We start from the raw sequence: 15,288 nt of genomic DNA on the forward strand, positions 1-15,288 counted from the left end.
GGAATAAATGTGGGAAGCGGTGAAGGAGCGCGCAACGATGGATGCGGCTTCTTCGGCTCCGAGAGGGGCTCTTCGGGGGCTGGCCGGGCGGCCGCTTCGGAACACGCTTGCCCACGAAGCGGGGACTCCCTCATCCTCTCTTCCGTGCATGGTCGCTGCCCTATCATCCAGTTTGTGTTACTCGCTCCGGCGGTGGTTGCTGCGCCGATCGTCGCAAGGGAATTGAAATGAAAATTCCGTGCTCTGCCCTCGCCGGCGTGGTGTTGCTGGCCGTCACTTCAGGCCTGTCCTGCGCTGAAGAGCTTCATCTCAATTTTGCTTTGCTTCACAATCCCGTCTGGGCCACTGCGGACAACCTTCGCGATCCCTCGGTGCTCAAGACCCCGGAGGGGTATCACCTTTTTTATTCCCGTCTGGCGGGAAAGACGTGGGCATCGCCCGGCAGTTGGACGGTCGCCGAAGCGCTCACCCAGGATTTCGTCCATTTCGAAGGAGATCACGACGTTTCGGCAAAAGGTTACGCTTCGCCGGGCGACGTGGTGTTTTGGCATGGGCGCTATCTTCTGCCTTATCAGACTTACCCCTCCACGCCGACGCAACTTTGTTTCAGCGAGTCGCCGGATTTGCACGCGTGGTCGGCGCCCAAGGCGTTTCTGCCGGAAGCACGGACGCTGCCCTGGAATACCCTGCAGCGCGTCATCGATCCCACGCTCATCGTGGAAGGAGACACGTTGCATTGCTATTTTATTGGCAGCACCAACGTGACCGACGCAGCGGGAAAAACACTGCGGGCGAACCTTCTTGGGCACGCTATCACGCACGATCCCAAGCTGGAACACTGGGAAATTCTGACCCCGGACGCGCCGCTCCTCGGCGTATCCGCGAGCGCGCCGGACGGCGTGGAGAACATCATGATCTTCCGCACCGGAAAGGATTGGACGATGATCTACAGCGAAGGTCTGGTGAATCAGCACCTCGCACTGGCGGTATCGTCGGACCTGCGTGCGTGGCAACCGCAGGGGCCGCTGGAATTGCCACGCCAGAAATGGATGGCGCGCAAGTACGGCGCTCCCTTCGTCTGGCGTGAAGGCGGGCAGTGGGTGATGATCTTGATGGGCGAGGACGCGGTGGGCAAAACCACCTTTGGTTTGCTCACTTCGCCCGATGGGAAGCACTGGACATTGCTTCCCGAATGAGACGGCTCGATGGGTGAAACCGAGGATGGGCTGTGGCGGTCATATCCCTTCGCCGCGTCGAGCCTTTCCAGGAAAATGTCAAGTTCCATCCCCGGCGTCAGCGCCGCTTGTGCTCAATGAGCCAAAGGAGCGCGTCCTGGAATCGGACCATCTTGTCGTATTCCGCTTTCTTCAACTTCGCTGTCGCTGGATCGATTGTGCGGGGAGGTGGGGCATTGGGGAGAGACGAGTCCCCATCCGAATTTTCGAATTCGTCTTTACTGACATACCTTGGGCCCTGAAGGACATTCATTCCGGTGATCAATAGATTCGAGCGGCTGATTCTGATGGTGTAATCGTAGATGCAGTCACGGTACTCGTCGAACGATAGACACCTGAACTCCACCACGGTTTGGCCGGGTATCGAAATGACTCGAGCGGAAGGAATTTTAGCGTATTTCCGCTTGTCGCTTGCTCTTGCCTCTGGAAACTCCTTGGCGATGCCAGATAGGATTGCGTAGTACTTTTCGTCAGTGAAGGAATCCGCGAAAGGGGATGGGTACTATTTTGCGGCAGCGGCTTGAGCATTTTCCAAAGTGGACATCCCAGTCGAAAAGCAGGCAATAGTCGGCGCCCCAATCGGTTTCCGACAGGAGAAGTTTCCGGATTCCTCCTTGGTCTCGATCAGGTAGAAATGACCGTCGGAGAGGAGATAGTATTTGACCTGCGCGGGAATGAGGTAGCCTTTGTGCTGCGAGTCGGCTTCGAGAGCCTGAACCAATTTGTCGTCACCTCGCAAACGCAGAAATGGGGCGTTGTCGAAGAGGGGATTGCGTTTCACCTCCACGACGTCGTGCACAGACCGCTCCAGGCGTGAGATGTGATGAAAGCCGTCCCATAATACCTCTTCACCCACCGGCCGCTCGGCAAATGTGGCCGAGGTTAAAATTGCCAGCGTTAGGGGCAAGAACAGGAGAGGGTGTTTCATACGATTGAGTTGCTAGGTGAAGACGATTGCCACCTCATTCCGGATGGAATGCTTGGCTGCTATGTAAAGGCTTAGGCAACTGAAGGATTCGCGCCCGAATTTCTTCCAGAGAGTGTCGCTCTGGCCCTGATATTCAGCGGCTTCCCACACTTCTTTGCTGTCGCAATCGAGATCGAAGGGCAAGGACAGCGCTTCCGCCAGACGCTCCGCTCGAAAATGATCGGCGCCCTCCGAATCATTTTCGTTCAAATCCGCGAGAATTCCTACTTCGATGGGAAGTCCCATAGCGGCGTTATACGCGAGCGGAGGCCTATTCCACAACTCCTCCATTGATCGCCTACGGTCCGCGCATGTAGATTTCGCGCCCCGAATTTCATTTTCATTTTATGTCCACGACTGAAAAACATGCTTTCCAGGCGGAGATCGCCCAACTGCTCGATCTCGTCATCCACTCGCTTTACACCGACAAGGAGATCTTCGTCCGCGAACTGATCTCGAATGCCGCCGACGCCAGCGAGAAGCTGAAGTTCCTCCAGACTTCGGGCACCGAGGTCTTTGAACCCGAGTTGCCTTTGAAGATCAGCGTCTCGACGGATGGCCAGGCGAAGACGATCACCTTCACGGATACCGGTATCGGCATGACCCATGGGGAGCTGATCGACAACCTCGGCACCATCGCGCACTCGGGCTCGAAGGCGTTTCTCGAGCAGCTCAAGGCGAACAAGGACGACGCGAACCTCATCGGCCAATTCGGCGTCGGTTTCTATTCCGCGTTCATGGTCGCGGAAAAGGTCACGGTTTACACGCGTTCGTATCAGCCCGGCGAAAGCGGCTGGGTGTGGTCGAGCGACGGACGCACTGGTTACGAGATCGATGCGGCCAGCGACCTGTCGCGCGGCACGAAGATCGTCGTCCAGCTCAAGGATACGGAATTCGCACAGGCCTCGAACATCGAGCGCATCATCAAGCACTACTCGAATTTCGTCCCCTTCCCCATCGAGTTGAACGGCAACGCGGTAAACACCGTGCAGGCGCTCTGGACGAAAAACAAGAGCGAGATCACCGACGAAGAATACAACGACTTCTACAAATACGTCGCCCACGAGAGCGAACCGCCGCTGTATCGGCTGCACTTCTCGGCGGACGCGCCGCTGTCCATCCGCGCGCTGCTCTTCGTCCCGGAAAAGAGCTACGAACTGCTCACGCTCGCCCGCGGCGAGAACGAAGTGAATCTCTACTGCCGCAAGGTACTCATCCAACCGAAGGCGAAGAATCTTTTCCCCGAGTGGCTGCGTTTCCTGAAAGGCGTGGTAGATAGCGAAGACCTGCCGCTCAACATCTCCCGCGAGACCATGCAGGACTCCGCGCTGCTGCGGAAGATCAACGACGTGCTGACCAAGCGCGTGCTCAAGTGGCTCGACGAAGAAGCCAAAGCCGACCCGGAAAAGTTCGACAAGTTCTTCCGCGAGCACGGCCACTGCCTGAAGGAAGGCGTGGCCAATGACTACCAGCATCGCGAGACGCTGGCCAAGCTCCTGCGCAACGAGTCGTCGCACACCGACGTGGGCAAGACCACGTCGCTCACCGATTACGTCGGCCGCATGCCGGAGGAGCAAAAGGAGATTTACTATCTCACCGCGCCGAACCGCGAGGCCGCGCTGGCCAGCCCGTACTACGAAGTCTTCCGCGAGAAGAAATTCGAAGTGCTCTTCCTCTACGCACCACAGGATGAAATCGTGATGGAACAGTTGCGCGAGTTCGACAAAAAGCGTCTCGTCGCCGCGGAGAAGGCCGACCTCAAGCTCGACAAGGAAAGCAGCGGCGCGCTGAGCGAAGAAGACGCCCGCGTGCTGGCCAATTTCATCAAGGAACGCCTCGGCGATCGCGTGAATGAAGTCCACAGCTCGAAGCGGCTCGTTGGCAGCCCGGCGGTGGTCGTGGACAGCGACACGCACATGACTTCCAGCATGCGCCGCATGATGAAGATGATGAGTCGCGAGGGCGAAGCACCGCTGGAATCGAAGCCGAATCTGGAGATCAATCCTGACCACGCCATGCTGGTCCGGCTGAATGCCATCCGACAATCCGACCCGGCGCTGGCCGGCGAAGTGGCGGAGCAGATCTTCGATAACGCGCTGGTTGCCGCCGGCCTTTTGGAAGATCCGCGCGCGATGCTCGGCCGCCTCAATGGCCTGCTCGAAAAGCTGCTGAATAAGTAGCCGCCTTAAGAGGACTTACTTACCCGGCGAAGATACCGGGCGACGAAGGGATCGGACGATCTTTTGAGACCGGGGATCGGTCCTTTTTCCCGGTATCTTTATGCCGGTCTGGCCGCCTTCGGTTCTATCTAAGAAAGAAGTTATCCCGGGGTGGCCTCGTCGACGCCAATTTAACGTGGTGTTCTCACGTCGGTTCTGTGTCAGACTGTCATTGACTTGCCGCAGTTGCCTGTCCAGCCTGCCCACAGGGCCGACCTATCGTCCCGACTATCAACCCCTAAACCTAAAAACCCCTAAACCCACACATGAAACTGTACTCTACGTTTGCCATTGCGGCCGCGACTGCGCTCGCTTTTGCCGCTTGCGAGAAGAAGGACGCCTCGGTCGAGCAAAAGGCTGACGACGCGAAGGCCTCTGTCGAGCAGAAGGCCGGCGATGCGAAGGCTGGTGCCGAAGCCAAGATCGACGACTCCAAGGCCAAGGAGAAGGAGAAGGCTCCGGAAGCCGCTGCCGCGATCGACAAGGCTGCCGCCGAGGCCAAGAGCGCCGCGGACAAGGCGGTCGAGAAGACCAAGGACGCTGCCGAGAAGGCCGTCGACGAAACCAAGAACGCGGCCCCCAAGGCTGACGCGCCCAAGGAACCCGCTGCGGCTCCGGCCCCCGCGCCCGCTCCGGCCCCCGAGGCTCCGAAGCCGAACTAAACGCGCTTCGCTTAAAAGTTTGCCAGCCCCGGTCTCGAAAGAGGCCGGGGCTTTTTATTTCGGAGAGGCGCTGTCTCTTTCGGATCGGTACATTTCCCGGCACCTGACGGCGGGGTGCCCTCCAGCATATAGGAAACGCGCGGGAGCGCGTCCCTCCGTTACTCGGCCTTTAGCGGGACTTCGAGCTGCTGGAGCACTTCGAAGACATGGCGCAGCAGGCCTTTGTAATGTTGCTGGACCACGAGGTCGTTCGATTCTTTTTCCAGCGCCATGAAATCCGCGTAGTCTTCCTGCAGTTTGAGCGCCAGGAGAGTGCGCAACTGGGCCGCGGCATCGGTCACCGGGGCACCGGTGAGGGCGCCCGTGCTCACCGCGACATCCTCGGAATGCTGAGTCAGCTCGTGAATGCGTTCCTGAAGCTCGGTATTGCGGGCCTCGAGCTGTTGGTTGAGGCGCGCCAATTCCTCCGGCGTCGGTTCGCCCGGAATGATTGCGCCGGATTTCTCCGGCCGCTGGTTTTCGCGGGTGCGCAGCTTCGACTGCGCGGAATTCAGATCCGCCCGCAGCGACTGCACGTAGTTGTCGATGTTGCGGAGCGCTTCGTTGAGATTGAAATTCTTCGGCACGCCGGCACCGCGCGGTGTGTAGACTGGCCTCTCTGCGGCGGGCTTCTGCGGACGCGGCTCGTAGACGGGACGCGGCTTGCGCGCGTTTCCCTTCTCCTTCCTGTCGTCGTCCTCATCTTCTTCTTCGTCTTCATCCTCTTCCTCGTCCTCGTCATCCTCATCGAGGTCCTCGTCCTCGTCCCCGTCCTCATCATCGTCGGAAGCCGCTTCGGGTGCTTCCGCGGACGCACCTTCATTGCTTTCGCCAGCTTCACCGGCAGCCGCTTCGGGCTCGGCCGCGGGCGCTTGCTCGACCACGGGTTTGAGGACGGCGATGATCTCCTCGGGCAGATCGCTCACTTCCTTGCGCAGCGCGCCCTGCCATTTCGCACTCCAGCGCGTGACGCCTTTCTTGCCAGCTTCCAGCGCCGCGGCGTCCAGCTTGCCAAGCCGCTCCTGCTCGCGCGCCCATTTCAGGACCCCGAGCTGGGTGACCGGCGGATGCGGCAACGTGAAGACGGCCACCACCGCGCAATTGACCAGCGCATCGCCATCCGCGGGCTTGAGATCCGCGAGCGTGAGCTGCGCGAGCCAAGGCTTGCCACGACCGATGAAGACATTGGCGAAAATCTGCGCCTGTTTCGGCGTGAGCGCGCCGGTTTCCTTGTCGCGCAATTCGCGCGCGACCCCGACGGCGAGTTTCAACGCCACCGGCACATCCATCTTGAACAGCGCCCGGGCCAGACTCAGTCGAATACGGCGCGAAGGGTCCGATTCGTCCTTGGCCAGGCCGGCGAGCAATTGCGTGCGGAAGCCAGCCGTGAGATCCGGCCAGATGGCTTCGACCGCGCGGACCCCGACGATCCACGGAACCCTCGGCAACGCCTCGATGGCGCGTGCCACACCGGCGCGTCCGCCCTGCAGTGCTTCCTTGAGCAGTGTGGCCATGCGCTCTTCGTCAGCAGGTGAAAGACGCGCCTTCTGCGAGGCTTCGGCCAATTGGGTGAGCTCGTCGGCCACCGCGGGTTCGCCCGCCGGCGCTTCGGCTTCGCTACTCGCCTCGACCGGTTCGGCAGCTTCGGCCGGCTCGGCATTTTCGCCGGGCGACACGGTTTCAGGCGCCTTGGTTTCAGGCGGAACAGAGAGGGTCTCAGAAATCTCCGCGGCAGGCGCTTCGACCGGCGCCGCTTCAGCAGGAGTCTCGGGTGATTTGGCGGGCGTAGGTTCGTCCGCAGGTGAATTCGTTTCCATGTGGGAAAATCAGCCGATAAACAAAGGCGCATCCGGCCCGAACGCGAGGAAAAAAGCAGTTTCTCTTATCAGAGGGGTCACTGTACAAATGACCACAAGTTTTGCTTTTCACCACCGCGGGGCACATATAGTTTGGCGCCCCTATGGCCACGAAAAGCGAATCCCAGGAAGACAGCAAAGTCACCGCCGCCCGCAATAAAAACCTCGATCTCGCCATCCAGCAGATCGCCAAGGACTACGGCGAAAGGTGCCATCATGCGCCTGGGGGCCGATCAGAAGCTCGATGTGGAAGTCATTCCGACGGGCAATATCCTCATCGACCGAGCGCTCGGTGTAGGTGGGTTTCCGCGGGGACGTGTCGTGGAGGTTTTCGGACCGGAAAGCTCGGGTAAAACGACGCTGACGCTGACCGTCGTTGCCCAGGCGCAAAAGCGCGGGGGCCTGGCCGCCTTCATCGACGTGGAGCATGCGCTCGATCCGCAATACGCCAAGAAGCTCGGGGTGAATCTCGACGATTTGCTGGTCTCGCAGCCGAGTTCCGGTGAAGAAGCGCTGCGCATCTGCGAGACGCTGGTCCGCTCGAATGCGCTCGACGTCATCGTGATCGACTCCGTGGCCGCCCTCGTGACCAAGGCCGAGCTGGAAGGTGAAATCGGCGACACCACCGTGGGGGCGCAGGCCCGCCTCATGAGCGCCGCGCTGCGGAAGCTCACCTCGCTTATTTCCAAGGCCCGCACCATCTGCATTTTCACCAACCAGATTCGCGAAAAAATCGGCGTGATGTTCGGCAACCCCGAGACTACCCCCGGCGGCAAGGCCTTGAAATTCTACTCCAGCGTCCGCGTGGACATCCGCCGCATCGGCGCGATCAAGATCGGCGACGGCACGGTGACCGGCAACCGGACGAAGGTCAAAATCGTGAAGAACAAGGTCGCCCCGCCCTTCACCGAGGCGGAATTCGACATCATGTACAACGAGGGCATCAGCTCCACTGGCGCCCTGCTCGACCTCGCGCTGGAAAAGGGCATCGTTGAAAAACGTGGTTCCTGGTTGAGCTACAAGGGCAACCAACTCGCCCAAGGCCGCGACGCCGCCAAGGAATTGATCAAGAACGACACCGCCCTCTACGAAGAACTCGAGACCGCCGTAAAGGCGAAGCTCGACGAGGAGAAAAAGTAGTCCCCGGCGGCCACCGCTGCGCCGGATCCGCCTTTTGATCGGGTGCCTGCCGAACGGAAACCTACTTTGAGTCTCCGGCTATTCGTTTGAGAAATCTGGACATGAACCGCGCCGTCTCGATCGACCTGCCTATTCCAGCGGGCTTGGCCGGTTTCAAGCTTCCCGCAGCTGTCCAGCGACGCCTTACCACCTTGCTCGATCAGCAGGATTCGGGGAAACCGCTCTCGACGAGAGAGCGTCGGGAAGCAGAAGGACTTGTCGAAGTGGCCGGGTTTCTTTCGCTGCTTAAGCTGCGCGCCCGCCCGGCTCGACGCAACCGCGCGTGAGCATTTCGGAATGAGCGGCCGCCTGGAGGGCGCCGCCGAGGCTGCGGGCGTACGGGACAAGTGGTGGCAGGTCCTTGGGCGAGCCTCTGTCCGTGCTGGGAGCAAGCTTCGCCAAGGAAGCGATGGAGCGCTTCCCTCCAAGCTCTGTCTCGGGCACTACTCCTAGAGGACCTCACCCACTGCGCAATCACGGCAGCGGAGCCGCGGGGAGGACGGCGATGATCGGCTTGGTCGGCTCCAGGGCCGGCGCTTTGACCGGCGGCGCGGGCGGCTCGGTTTTCACGATCGGTTGTCCGGGTTGATAGACGCGGATGTAGTCGATCTGGAAGTCGTTCGGGAAGACGGTGTTTTCATCCGGCGCGCTGGCGGCGCTGCCCGCGGCGCCCACGCTATTGCTCAGGATCACATACATCGGCACGCCAGGCACGTAATCGGCCGTCACGGTCTTGCACGCAACGCCGTCGACATACCACACGGCCTTTCCCGCCGTCCACTCGAGGCCGATGGTGTGCCAGTCGTTGATGAAATCCGTCTCGGCATCCACGGAGCTGTCCCATTTGGTCTCTCTCATGGAGCCATAAGCGAGGCCGTGATGCATCTTGTGCTGACCGCCGTAGTACTCGGCGATGTCGAACTCCGGCGGCCAGGCGTTTTCATCCTCCGGCATGAGCCAGAAGCATGGCCACATTCCCTTGCCGCCCGGATACTTGGCGCGGATCTCGACGTAGCCATACGTGAACGTGAAATGATCCCGCGTCGAGACAAGCCCCTGTGAATAGTCGAAGAGCCCCATCGGTTCCTGACCGGAGACCAAGCGCTTCTCGGTGCGGAGCCGCAGCACGCCGTCGCTCACGATCACATCCTCATCCAGCGTGTAGCTGAGGTAAAATTCGTTGTGATAGCGCGGGCCGTGGGTGCCTGGGAAATCCATGGCCGTGCTCCATTTACTCGCGTCGAGTGTCTGGCCTTCGAATTCATCGTTGAACACCAGCTTCCAGCCGGTGGGCGGAGCCGCCACAAGGGGCGAAGAAGCCATCGAAACCAAGGCCAGAAGGCCGATGGCGCTCAGCGGAGGACAGAGTAGTCGCATTCGCGCTTCTGCTTACACAATATAGCGCAAGCAGATTAACTTCTAGCTAAATTTATGCCAAGCTGCCCGAAGGCCATTTACAGAGGGAGCGAATGATCGGCTGTGTCCCGGTTGTCGTAATCCGGCTCCATCCCTTCGGTCACAATGGCACTCCGGCATTCGGTTTCGAGCTTCTCCGAACTTGCGTCTCACGAAGCCCGAGTTCACCACGATGGGCAGCGGCTTTTCGCGGCTCGGACGACTGTTGAAGCGAAATCAGCCAACTGGTTCATTTTAACCAGCTCGGATTCTGTTGTCGCCTTTTGACCACCGATCGGGCCGGTAATTTGGTGGTCGCCATCCCATTTTCCTCTGTAAATCGCTGGCGCTGACAGGGCTGGCATACCTGCTGCTAAAGGGGCGCCCGCCGACAAATCGACCCCGAAATTCGCTTCCCCGAATGAAAATTTCCGCGCCTGACCCGCGCGGGATGGGTCCGGAGTGGCGGCAGCAAAAACCAAAAACAAACCAAGCCACCAACTACCCTGTATGAAATTGAACCGAACGTTATCCCTGCTTGCGACGGCGGCTATGCTGTCGTGGGCGGGTTTCGTCGCCACCTCATCGGCTCAGGACGCTCCGGCGCCTGCAGCCGCGCCTGCTCCGGCAGCCGCTCCCGCGGAACCAGCTCCGGCTGCCGCGCCCGCTCCCGCTGCCGAGGCAGCAAAGGAAGCGCCCGCCGCTCCCGCCGCCGCCACACCTGCAGCTGCACCCGCCGCTGAAACCGCTGCCGCTACCGGCCCGTCGCCGACCCTCGAGGCGCGTGTGGGTATGCTCGAAGCTTACCTCACCAATGGCGACCCGACCGTTCCGCTCAAGACGGGTCCCAAGGACAAGGATGGCAACCCAACCCTGCCTCCGGAATGGGCCAAGCTCAGCGCCGACGCCCTCGCGGCGGCGGCTCCCAGCACGGCCACCTCCGGCCCCGGTCACAACGCATGGATGATGGCCAGCGCCGCGCTGGTGCTCTTCATGACCCTGCCCGGCCTGGCGCTCTTCTACGGCGGCCTCGTCCGTCGCAAGAACGTCCTCAGCGTCTGCGCCCAGTGCCTCGGCTGCGCCGGTCTGGTCACCGTGCTCTGGTGGGCCTTCGGCTACTCGCTGGTCTTCGGCAAGAGCTTCAACAGCCCTTACCTCGGCGGCAGCGAATTCTTCTTCTTCAAGGGCGTCAATAGTGCCCCGAACACCGACTACTCCTACTGGGTCTCGCAGAACGTCTTCGCCTGCTACCAGTTGATGTTCGCCATCATCACCCCGGCGCTCATCGTCGGCGCCATCGCCGAGCGTATGAAATACAGCGCGATCATGCTCTTCATCGCCCTGTGGATGTTCGTGGTTTACTTCCCGATGGCCCACATGGTGTGGGGCATCAGCGGCCTGATGAACGGCGTGTGGAACGGCGGCAGCCCGGATCACTATCCGGCGGCAGCCATCAAGGCGATCGACTTCGCCGGCGGCACCGTGGTGCACATGACCTCGGGTTGGAGCGCGCTCATCCTCTGCCTCATCCTTGGCAAGCGACTCGGCTTCGGCAAAGAGAAGATGGCTCCGCACAATATGGTGCTCTGTATGGTCGGCACCGGCATGCTCTGGGTCGGCTGGTACGGCTTCAACGCCGGCTCGGCTGTGGCCGCGGACGGTGTGGCCGCCAACGCCTTCACCACCACGACGCTGGCGACCGCGACCGCGGGCTTCGTCTGGGCGCTCATCGAGCTCATTCACAAGGGTCACGCCTCCATCCTCGGCTTCTGCTCGGGTATCGTAGCGGGCTTGGTCGTCATCACGCCGGCTTGCGGTTTCGTGAGCCCGAATGGTGCGATGATCGTCGGCCTGGTTGCGGCAGTCATTCCTTACATCTTCGTGGTGTTCGTGAAGGGCGCCATCGGTTACGACGACGCGCTGGATACCTTCGGCGTGCACGCCGTGGGCGGCACGACGGGAGCGATCATCACCGGCATCCTCGCGGTGCCCGCCAAGCTCGCGGACGGCAAGGTGAACCCGGACGCGGTCAACCCCAACCTCGCAGCGAACGTCGACAAGTTTATCCATAGCGGCACGCTCGTCGTGCAGCAGCTCGAAGCGGTGGCGATCACGCTCGTCCTCTCGGTGGTCGGCTCGCTCGTCCTCGGCTTCATCGTGAAGTTGGTCATCGGCCTGCGTCCGACGCCCGAGGAAGAAACCGTGGGTCTCGACCTCACCGACCATCAAGAGGAGGGCTACATCTAAGAGTGCCTGGCATTTCGCTTCTGGTGCTCGCCACCGGGACACCCGCCACACCATAAACAGGATTAGAAACGCATGAAAAAAATCGAAGCAATCATCAAACCCTTCAAACTCGAGGAAGTGAAGGAAGCCCTCGCCGAAATCGGCGTCGAAGGCATGACGGTCAGCGAAGTGAAAGGTTTCGGCCGCCAGAAAGGCCACACCGAAATCTATCGCGGCAGCGAATACACCGTCGACTTCCTGCCCAAGATCAAGCTCGAGATCGTCCTCACGGACAACCTCGTGGATCAAGCGGTCGGCGCGATCGTGAAGGCCGCCAAGACCGGCAAGATCGGCGATGGCAAGGTCTTCGTCTCCGCCGTGGAAGATGCGATCCGCATCCGCACGGATGAGCACGGCGACAAGGCCGTCTAAAGCCAAGACTACACCAACAAAACAACCAGACCGCCGGCGGTGGCCACGAGCTCATCGCCGGCGGTTTGCGTTTTGGGGGAGGCGCCGGCTCCTATAACTCCCATTTCTCCTATACCTCCTATCTCCCGAATAGGAGGTATAGGACCGATAGGAAGAATAGGACTATTGAAGTTTGATCCCGATGGCGCGGTACTTGGCCATCAGCTCGTCGTGCAATTGTTCATCGGAGCGACCGGCAGTCAGCGTCTCGACGAGTTGGAGCGCTCGATCGCTGGGTCTGATGGGAGACCGCGTCGCGGCATCGCGAGCGGCGAGCGCTTCCTGGGCGACCTGTTGATAGTATTGATGCAGCCGCGTGCCCTTGCCATCACCATCGAGGAACCCGAAAAAATACACCAGCAGCAGTCCGTCGAAATAGTGCTCACGGAGCAGCGTCTCGTCATTCGTGCGCTCTCCGGTCCGCGGCATCCGCAGGTAAGCCAGCAACCGCTTCACCTCGGGTTTCACTTCCTGCCGGGCGCGAGCCTCGATCTGCCCTTTCAGGAAGGGCTCCAGTCCGTTGAAGCGCAAAGTGCCGGAGTGATAGGCGACGTGGCGAATGAGCTCTTCAAAGCCAAGCTCGGACCAGGGCAGGGTGTACTGCCGCAGGTCACCGGCCAGCAAGCGATAGGTGAGACCGAGCACGTCCCCCTCCTTCTTGATCTTGTAATCGAAGGCGTAACGCTGCCCTACTTTTTGCAGGCCGAGAGCCGACATCTTTTCGAAAATGTAGTCATCCTTCGAGCCGCCAATCGTGCGTGGCTGGCCGCCGACCGCGGCAAAATCCTCCGGTGTTTCCGTAATGAACACCCGGAAGCGCGTGCCCTTTTTCGGCTTCGGCTGCCAGCCCCAGGGGAGCTGATTGAACAACGCCTGGCCGAGCTCGAAATCGATCGCCACATCGCGCATCACGCTGGCGCTGAGCGGAGCGTTGGCGGTGAATTCGAAGGAACCGGATTCGTACTCGAATTGCCGCGCCGCCGGGTCCTGTTTGCCGGCGACGATGTTCAGCGCCTTGGAATCGACCGAGACCACGCCCGGCCACGTCAGCGGCTTGCCTGTCGGAATCAACGGGGAAGCGCCGGGCGTAGCAGGACGTCCTCTTTGCTGCTGGATGTAAAGCTGATCGGCTTTCGACAGAACGGCCAGCGGAATGGAGGCCTCCTTGCCGTTTTCCAGGCGCAACGTCACCGACGTGTCGTTGGCACTCACGAAGGCCGCCCGGCTGACATGTCCCAATTGATCGGTCCACGTGCGCACGGCGCTCGCGGGAACCGGTGTTTGCGCGATGCTCGCGTGGGTCAAGAGAAGCAATGCCAGGCCACCAGCCATCAGGCCGCTTCCGGGGATACCTGCTATTCGATTCATGGGGTCACCTCTGCCTTTCGGTCGGTGATAATTCATGAATCGGGGGAAAATGCACGAACGGATTCGGTAACGGACGCTCACCCCCTCTCGAGTGCGCTCCCCGGAATTCTCCTGCCGCACGTGATCGAGACTGCAGTTCCATTTAAATGGTCTGGCAGATCAGCCGATGGATCGTCATTGAATGCGATGCCCGAATAGGAGGCAGTGCCCTAATTTGGGCATTGGCCGATTTGACGCATTGGAATGGGGTTATTTCAGCAGTGTTTTTCGGGGCTTGGCATCAATTCCGGCGTGGACTGGCGCCGGTATTGCGGAAATCATGGAGGGGTGAGCGAGCGAATCGAAAAGCTGCAGGTCGTCATCAACGGCTTTGCCGCTAGCGGTTGCCTCGTGTTGGCCGTTTTAAAAGGCCACGTTGCTTTTAAAATCTGGGAAGCCCGGGGTGCGGCCAACGCGGCAATTCAGGGGATTGGAATGCTGCTCCTGGTGGTCTCCGCCGTTCTCATTCTCCAGCGCATTCGCGCCGGCGCGTTGCTCGGAATGCTTGCGTCTATTTGGATGCAAAGGTCGATCGTGGTTGCCACCGGAGCATACTCACTGATGACTTACATCGTCATCCACATCATCGTCTTGTGGCTGAATGCGGCGGCCTGGAAATTCATGGGAAGCACCGGCAAATCAAATTAGAGCCCTACCGAACAGGAAACGATCTTGATTCAAGTCAATCGATCCTATTACACTCCTTCGCGCCAAGCGGGGATTTCTTGGCGCGAAGGATGTTGTAGTTTCAAACTCCCGGAAGATTGTGGGTTTGGCGCGGTTTAGGGGTGCCGAAACGCGCGTTTCCTCTCAGCACCGACGGCGCGGTAGCTCGCCCATCACCGGCCACCACCATTCCCCTCCGCCACCTCGGCCCTCCAGCATCTCCGGCGATTCGGAAATGACTTTCAAGAACCGCTCTAAAACAAGCGGATCGCTGTCACGGCGATGTCGCCGGAAAAGCAGGTGTCCACATCGGCGCCCACGGTGCGTTGCCGGGAGTGGTAATGGCCATTGTAATAGTGCTCGCCGTTTTCTTCGTGCCGATAGCTGAGGGGCAGCGGATGAGGATCGAGCGGACAAAAGACGATGGGAGGTTCGGCCTCGCCAGGCGCGAGGTGGGGAAAATTGACGTTGTAAAAAAGGCCGCGCTCGATGGGGCGCGCGAGCAACTCGTTGAGGACGCGCACGGTCCAGCGTGTCGCTCGCGCCCAGTCCAGGTCTTCGTTGCCTTCCCGGCGATAGTGCGAGAAGGCGATCCCGGGCCAACCGTGCAGCACAGCTTCACGGACGGCGGCGACGGTTCCGGAGTAATAAACATCCGCGCCGAGATTGCCGCCGTCGTTGATCCCGCTGAGCACCCATTTCGTATCCGGCGCCACTCGGAGCAAACCGAGTCGGGCACAATCGGCCGGGGTGCCATGCACGGCGAAATGATCTTCGCCACGGGGTTCGAGAAGCAGCCTGCTCTCCCATGTGACCCTGTGGCTGACGCCGGATTGCGGGGTCGCGGGGGCGACGACCACAGGGTTGCCAAATTCACGCGCGGCGGCGAGGAGCGCTTCCAGTCCGGGCGCATCGATGCCGTCGTCGTTGCTGAGCAGGAGATTCATCCGCGCAAGCTAGCGAAAT

Annotated in this window: 13 protein-coding genes and 1 pseudogene; 8 read left to right on the plus strand and 6 right to left on the minus strand. The window is 60.5% G+C overall.

Features of this window, described 5'->3' with window-relative positions; genetic code table 11:
- Positions 1-227 precede the first annotated feature (227 nt).
- The gene (locus CFE428DRAFT_RS00105; RefSeq protein WP_006977350.1) at positions 228-1,196 is read left to right on the plus strand and encodes a hypothetical protein; all 969 of its coding nucleotides are present in this window, start codon (positions 228-230) and stop codon (positions 1,194-1,196) included.
- A gap of 541 nt (positions 1,197-1,737) precedes the next feature.
- On the opposite strand, the gene CFE428DRAFT_RS00115 is transcribed toward CFE428DRAFT_RS00105, so the two are convergent.
- A complete protein-coding gene (locus tag CFE428DRAFT_RS00115; protein WP_006977352.1) occupies positions 1,738-2,163 on the minus strand; it encodes a hypothetical protein in 426 nt (141 codons plus the stop codon).
- Between the two features lie 12 nt (positions 2,164-2,175).
- Complete coding sequence (locus tag CFE428DRAFT_RS00120; RefSeq protein WP_042724153.1) at positions 2,176-2,448, minus strand: hypothetical protein; 273 nt, start codon at positions 2,446-2,448, stop codon at positions 2,176-2,178.
- Positions 2,449-2,549: 101 nt separating this feature from the next.
- Here CFE428DRAFT_RS00120 and htpG point away from each other — a divergent pair, with 101 nt between their 5' ends.
- Positions 2,550-4,382, plus strand: coding sequence for a molecular chaperone HtpG (htpG, locus tag CFE428DRAFT_RS00125; RefSeq protein WP_006977354.1), 1,833 nt, complete (start codon positions 2,550-2,552; stop codon positions 4,380-4,382).
- 305 nt (positions 4,383-4,687) lie between these two features.
- Complete coding sequence (locus CFE428DRAFT_RS00130; protein ID WP_006977355.1) at positions 4,688-5,083, plus strand: hypothetical protein; 396 nt, start codon at positions 4,688-4,690, stop codon at positions 5,081-5,083.
- Between the two features lie 158 nt (positions 5,084-5,241).
- On the opposite strand, the gene CFE428DRAFT_RS00135 is transcribed toward CFE428DRAFT_RS00130, so the two are convergent.
- Positions 5,242-6,939, minus strand: a complete 1,698-nt coding sequence (locus CFE428DRAFT_RS00135) for a hypothetical protein (protein WP_006977356.1) — start codon at positions 6,937-6,939, stop codon at positions 5,242-5,244.
- Between the two features lie 143 nt (positions 6,940-7,082).
- Here CFE428DRAFT_RS00135 and recA point away from each other — a divergent pair.
- Together recA and CFE428DRAFT_RS00150 are read left to right on the plus strand one after the other, a co-directional pair.
- Positions 7,083-8,118, plus strand: a pseudogene (gene recA / locus CFE428DRAFT_RS00145) (recombinase RecA).
- Positions 8,119-8,219: 101 nt separating this feature from the next.
- Positions 8,220-8,444 carry a hypothetical protein gene (locus tag CFE428DRAFT_RS00150; RefSeq protein WP_042724155.1) on the plus strand — a complete coding sequence of 75 codons (225 nt, stop codon included), beginning with the start codon at positions 8,220-8,222 and terminating at the stop codon, positions 8,442-8,444.
- A 187-nt stretch (positions 8,445-8,631) separates the two neighbouring features.
- On the opposite strand, the gene CFE428DRAFT_RS00155 is transcribed toward CFE428DRAFT_RS00150, so the two are convergent.
- On the minus strand, positions 8,632-9,480 hold the full coding sequence (locus tag CFE428DRAFT_RS00155) for a glycoside hydrolase family 16 protein (RefSeq protein ID WP_042724156.1): 849 nt from the start codon (positions 9,478-9,480) through the stop codon (positions 8,632-8,634).
- A 588-nt stretch (positions 9,481-10,068) separates the two neighbouring features.
- Here CFE428DRAFT_RS00155 and CFE428DRAFT_RS00160 point away from each other — a divergent pair.
- Both CFE428DRAFT_RS00160 and CFE428DRAFT_RS00165 read left to right on the plus strand, forming a co-directional pair.
- Positions 10,069-11,799: an ammonium transporter gene (locus CFE428DRAFT_RS00160; RefSeq protein WP_420196869.1), complete on the plus strand. Its 1,731-nt coding sequence runs from the start codon at positions 10,069-10,071 to the stop codon at positions 11,797-11,799.
- Positions 11,800-11,871: 72 nt separating this feature from the next.
- The gene (locus tag CFE428DRAFT_RS00165) at positions 11,872-12,210 is read left to right on the plus strand and encodes a P-II family nitrogen regulator (RefSeq protein WP_006977360.1); all 339 of its coding nucleotides are present in this window, start codon (positions 11,872-11,874) and stop codon (positions 12,208-12,210) included.
- A gap of 162 nt (positions 12,211-12,372) precedes the next feature.
- Here CFE428DRAFT_RS00165 and CFE428DRAFT_RS00170 read toward each other — a convergent pair whose 3' ends face one another.
- Positions 12,373-13,617, minus strand: coding sequence for an SHD1 domain-containing protein (locus CFE428DRAFT_RS00170; RefSeq protein ID WP_157447388.1), 1,245 nt, complete (start codon positions 13,615-13,617; stop codon positions 12,373-12,375).
- A gap of 327 nt (positions 13,618-13,944) precedes the next feature.
- Here CFE428DRAFT_RS00170 and CFE428DRAFT_RS00175 point away from each other — a divergent pair, with 327 nt between their 5' ends.
- The gene (locus CFE428DRAFT_RS00175; RefSeq protein WP_157447389.1) at positions 13,945-14,304 is read left to right on the plus strand and encodes a hypothetical protein; all 360 of its coding nucleotides are present in this window, start codon (positions 13,945-13,947) and stop codon (positions 14,302-14,304) included.
- Positions 14,305-14,576: 272 nt separating this feature from the next.
- Here CFE428DRAFT_RS00175 and surE read toward each other — a convergent pair whose 3' ends face one another.
- The gene (gene surE, locus CFE428DRAFT_RS00180; RefSeq protein WP_006977364.1) at positions 14,577-15,269 is read right to left on the minus strand and encodes a 5'/3'-nucleotidase SurE; all 693 of its coding nucleotides are present in this window, start codon (positions 15,267-15,269) and stop codon (positions 14,577-14,579) included.
- Positions 15,270-15,288 lie beyond the last annotated feature (19 nt).

Source organism: Chthoniobacter flavus Ellin428 (assembly GCF_000173075.1).
In the GTDB taxonomy this organism is placed as follows: Bacteria; Verrucomicrobiota; Verrucomicrobiia; order Chthoniobacterales; family Chthoniobacteraceae; genus Chthoniobacter; species Chthoniobacter flavus.

Coding starts and splice junctions, on each gene's coding strand:
- CFE428DRAFT_RS00105 (WP_006977350.1), top strand. CDS start 228: ATGAAAATTCCGTGCTCTGCCCTCGCCGGCGTGGTGTTGCTGGCCGTC.
- CFE428DRAFT_RS00115 (WP_006977352.1), bottom strand. CDS start 2,163: ATGAAACACCCTCTCCTGTTCTTGCCCCTAACGCTGGCAATTTTAACC.
- CFE428DRAFT_RS00120 (WP_042724153.1), bottom strand. CDS start 2,448: ATGGGACTTCCCATCGAAGTAGGAATTCTCGCGGATTTGAACGAAAAT.
- htpG (WP_006977354.1), top strand. CDS start 2,550: ATGTCCACGACTGAAAAACATGCTTTCCAGGCGGAGATCGCCCAACTG.
- CFE428DRAFT_RS00130 (WP_006977355.1), top strand. CDS start 4,688: ATGAAACTGTACTCTACGTTTGCCATTGCGGCCGCGACTGCGCTCGCT.
- CFE428DRAFT_RS00135 (WP_006977356.1), bottom strand. CDS start 6,939: ATGGAAACGAATTCACCTGCGGACGAACCTACGCCCGCCAAATCACCC.
- CFE428DRAFT_RS00150 (WP_042724155.1), top strand. CDS start 8,220: ATGAACCGCGCCGTCTCGATCGACCTGCCTATTCCAGCGGGCTTGGCC.
- CFE428DRAFT_RS00155 (WP_042724156.1), bottom strand. CDS start 9,480: ATGGCTTCTTCGCCCCTTGTGGCGGCTCCGCCCACCGGCTGGAAGCTG.
- CFE428DRAFT_RS00165 (WP_006977360.1), top strand. CDS start 11,872: ATGAAAAAAATCGAAGCAATCATCAAACCCTTCAAACTCGAGGAAGTG.
- CFE428DRAFT_RS00170 (WP_157447388.1), bottom strand. CDS start 13,617: ATGAATCGAATAGCAGGTATCCCCGGAAGCGGCCTGATGGCTGGTGGC.
- surE (WP_006977364.1), bottom strand. CDS start 15,269: ATGAATCTCCTGCTCAGCAACGACGACGGCATCGATGCGCCCGGACTG.